The 4296-nt window shown below is 28.2% G+C and carries 3 protein-coding genes; all 3 read right to left on the bottom strand.

The features are described 5' to 3' along the window. Positions 1–94 precede the first annotated feature (94 nt). The gene (locus AJ932_RS10675) at positions 95–2500 is read right to left on the bottom strand and encodes a hypothetical protein (RefSeq protein ID WP_222555533.1); all 2406 of its coding nucleotides are present in this window, start codon (positions 2498–2500) and stop codon (positions 95–97) included. Between the two features lie 14 nt (positions 2501–2514). Next, complete coding sequence (locus AJ932_RS00595; RefSeq protein ID WP_070278026.1) at positions 2515–3552, bottom strand: lysozyme inhibitor LprI family protein; 1038 nt, start codon at positions 3550–3552, stop codon at positions 2515–2517. 78 nt (positions 3553–3630) lie between these two features. Then, positions 3631–4296: hypothetical protein (locus AJ932_RS00590; RefSeq protein WP_070278028.1), on the bottom strand; the 666-nt coding region annotated here is incomplete at its 5' end.

Raw genomic sequence — 4296 nt, 5'->3', positions numbered from 1 at the left:
TAATCCTTTTGGGCTTTTAAATAAATTTGTTCTTTATCTTTTATATTTGAGAGGGTAAGTTCAATGGCTTTTTTTGCATAATTTAAATCTTTAGTCATTTTAACACTAAATGCGTTATTCCTTGTGTTGTTTTAAAAGCAGGTGTGTTAAAATAGGCAAATAAAATTAATTGATATTTTTCATTCATATTATAAAGTTTATTCCTATCATCTTGTGAAAGCATAGAAGTATTAAAGGCTATATCATTTCCTTGAAGATTTTCTAAAATCTTAATTTTAGATTGATTGCATTCTAATTCCTCTTCTTTTTTTACACAATATGCCCATTTAATTGTCTCATCGAAGAAAAATTTCTCCTCATTATTTAAGTAAGCTCTAACAAAAATAGTTTCATTGTAAGGGATTTTATCAGTAGTATTTTGCTGTTCTTTGTCTTTATAAGCTTGCATACCTGTGATATATAAATCCTTTCTTGAATTTTTGATTTGTTTTTCATACCCATTTGCCTCAGTATCTAAATAAAGATTTTCTCCAAAATCTTGCATGCTTACCTTATTTGTAAAAGTATAACAACCTCCTTTCTTATCTGCAGAACTTAAAGAGACTATTGCCACATTTCCAATTTTGTGCATTTGACTTGTACTAAAGCCTTCTAAGGCTTTTGTAGCTATAATACATTTTGTAGCCCTTTTAAAAAAAGAAGAGTTTTCATCTAAAATTAAATCAATCTTGAAACTGCTCTTATAAATGCCTTCTTGATACTCTAACTTTAAACTTTCATAAATCCTTCTATTCTCACAATTATGAAGAAATACTTTAGTGATGGTTTCATGATTATTTCCATTTTCATCTAAAATCTTAAGATTATTAAGTGTTAATTCAAAATTTCCCCCTCTATGTGATAAAATCTCTTCGCTACTATACCTTTCTAGTTTTAAATAGATTTTTAGCATCTTTGAGGCTTTATCTTGTAAAATTTTAAATTGATTTTCTTTAGCAAAACTGTATAATTCTATAGCATTTTCTTCATTGCCAGTAAGAGCAACTTTTAAAATTCCATCGTTTTTATTAATAAAATATGATATATTGTTTTTTACTGCTTTAAAGTATATTTCATTTTCTTTTTTTAAAATAAGTTCTTCTTGGGTGCTACAAGAAAAAGCTTGTGGATTAATTGCTTGTTGTTCTTCTTGTGTTGGATCATATTTTAAATACATTAGCTCACATTGATCTTCTATCAATTTAGTGCAATCTATTTTTGCTTTTGCTCCTATAAGTAAAGTAATAAAAGTATTTTTAGGTTGTTCTATTTGTATAATAGATGGAGTGGGATTTGGATAGAGTATAAGAATATTATGGGGTGTATTTGCTTCTAGTTTTTCAAACTTTTGTCTTAAAGTTTTATTAAGCAAGGCAACATTATCCAATTTATTAGCACCTAAATTCTCACAATAATTAGCAATACAATAAATATTATCTAAGCTAAAATTTTTTTGAGTGAGGGTGTTTAGGTAGGATAGATAGGGGGAGAGAAAGTTATCTTTATTTGGAGTGATTCCCTGTATATTTCTAAACTTTTCAGGAAGATTATTTGCTTTTGCATCAGCATTATAAAATTCTTGATAAGTTTGGTTTTGATTTTTTTTAGCATAGAGCAATTCATCTTCATATTTTATAATCCAATCTAAATATGTTTGATTGGGATATGTTGCTTTAAATTTAGTAACAAAATTTTCGTTGCAATCTTTTCTGTGAGTATATTTAAAATTCAATATTTTAAATATACCTATTGCCATTTTAAAAGCTCTGTTTTCTTTGTATTCAAATCCAAAAAATAAAGATTCCCAAAACCGTCTCTTAGCTATGCCAAATTTACCATTGCCATCTAAAAGAAAATTAACCCCATATCGTAAAGTAAAGAATGCTAAGAAACGATTATCTTTATCTTTGTTGCATATATCAAAGAAATATTTCCTAGAACTACCGTTAACATTAAAAGCATAAGATAAAATTCCTGCATATTCATTAGTTTCTTCATCCATTTTTAAGGTTTGGTTATTAAATTTAGAAGCAGTTTGAAAAATATCATCAGATGTTATTTTTTTGATTTTTATAGCCTGTTCTTTGTTTAGTTTAAAACTACTTTGCTCGGTATATTTTCTTAACAAATCATCAAGTTGCTTGCGTATGGTGTCTATATCATCATTTGTTACTTCTTTTTGTGTAATGTTATAAAATTCATTAATCTTAGTTTTATTATCTTTATCTTCATTATCTAAAGCCTCTATATCTTTTTTAGTTTTTAAATCTTTTACACTCCCAAATAATCCTAATTCATTTAATGTAGCAATCAGCCAATTCCTTTCTTTCAAATTGGCACCATAGCCTATGGTTAAAATTCCTTTCGAATCATTGTAAGGCAATGCACTAAAACCCTCAACAACTTTAAGGAAGTTAGAGAGATCTTCTAAATACTCTGTATTTTTTGTCGTTTCAAACATCAATTATTTCCTTTTTAAAAAGTGCATTTTAATTCTCTTTTATTACCTTCTAGAAGATAAATACGTGTTTCTGGATAAGTAGAATTCTCATCAAAATTAAATCTACCATTCCAAAGAGTAATATAATTTTTGCCTTGAAATTCCATAACTCCATAAGTTAAATAGCTTAGTATAGGAATTTCAGAGTTAAATTCTGCTTGTTTTGGTATTCCTGAAATTTTATTGCTTGGCAGGGCATATTTTTCAAATGCCCTGCAAGGCGTCTCATTTACTATGCAAACTTCTTCTTCAGTTTTTGCTCCACTAAAATGCAAATCATCTCCATAGATTTTATCACTTGCTTTTGCATCTAGCTTACCATTTTTATATATCCAAAGTGCACTAAAATATTCCCCATCTGAAAGTATCACATTATCTAACACCCCATCATTATTAATATCAATTTTTCTTTTATAGACTCTAGGAGGACTGATAAAAAGACTTTTTTCTTTGATAGCTTTTGCCATTTCTTTTTTTATAATCTCTCTTTTTTCTGTGCAATAATTATCAAAATTGCCATATTTATCATTTGCTCCAAAAGCACAATAACCTATACTAAAGGGAGGATTGACAGATGGAGGAACTTCTTGCCATTTACTGTCACCAAATTTATTTTTTCTTGCATATTCACATAGTTCTTTATTGTTAGAATCTAGCACTTCTCCTAGAAGTTTAAGTAATTGTGTAATGCGCTCTTCATAAGAATCTTTTATAAAATCAACTTCATTTAAATTTTTAATAAATGCTCTTTGTGAATCTAAAAGATCTTTTAGCCTTTGCTCTTTATCAGGAAATTTAGAGATTTTTAACTCTTTTCTTAATTGTGTATAGACTTCACCCATATAGCGATCTAAATTTTTTAACCGCCCACCTTCATCATTACAAATCATCTTTTCAACTTTTGTAGTTGCTTTGCTACAATCAAAGCTAGGTTTAGCTTCTTTTGGAGATTGAGCATTAGCACTAATACTTAAAGTGATACAAATCCCTAAAACTATTAAAATCTTTTGCATAAGAACCCCTCCTTTAAATAGAAATTAATTTTATTTATTTGTAAGCTTTTAAATTCCTCATAGCTTAAATTTGTTGTCTTAATTGGCATTTAGTTTCCTAAAATCTATATTTTGAATAAAATTATCAAGTGGCTGAATAACTCTAGTTTGCATTTCATCTAAATCAAACTCACACCCTCCATTTGTGCATATAAATCCCTCATCTTCAAACGCACATACTTGAGTATAGCGACCATTTGAGCTTAATTCCTGTAATGCTTTGGAGGCTTCTATAATGGTTTCTTTATATCCTCGTGGAAACAATTTATTGTAAAATCTAAACTTTGCTAAACCTTTAATAGAAAAAATATTGAGTATCATATTGCCCTTGCAAGTATAAAAAGTATCTTTGTCTATGAGAAAACTTGTATCTATGATAGTATTGGCGCTAAGCAATAAAATTCCCATTTTATAAACCCTTGCTATACAAGGCTTGTAATGATGTGGTTTAAAACCAAAATGAACCGAGTCAAGATTTTCATACATTATTCCATTTTCGCGTCCTTTGTTAAATACTTCTTCCACTTCTTTTTCATCATCATTTTTTGCCAATAAAAAACAACGCATATTGTCTCTATAATCTATAAAATTTTTAGCAAATTTTTGCATTTGTTTTTTTGTCTCTTGCCCCTCTTTTGTATCTTTTGGGATACTCTTTAGTATTGAAAAATAGAGTTTAGAATATAATCTATCAAGTTTTTGTAA

This window comes from Campylobacter sp. BCW_6873 (assembly GCF_001762365.1).
GTDB lineage: Bacteria > Campylobacterota > Campylobacteria > Campylobacterales > Campylobacteraceae > Campylobacter_D > Campylobacter_D jejuni.
This window is presented reverse-complemented; position numbering and strand designations above follow the sequence as displayed.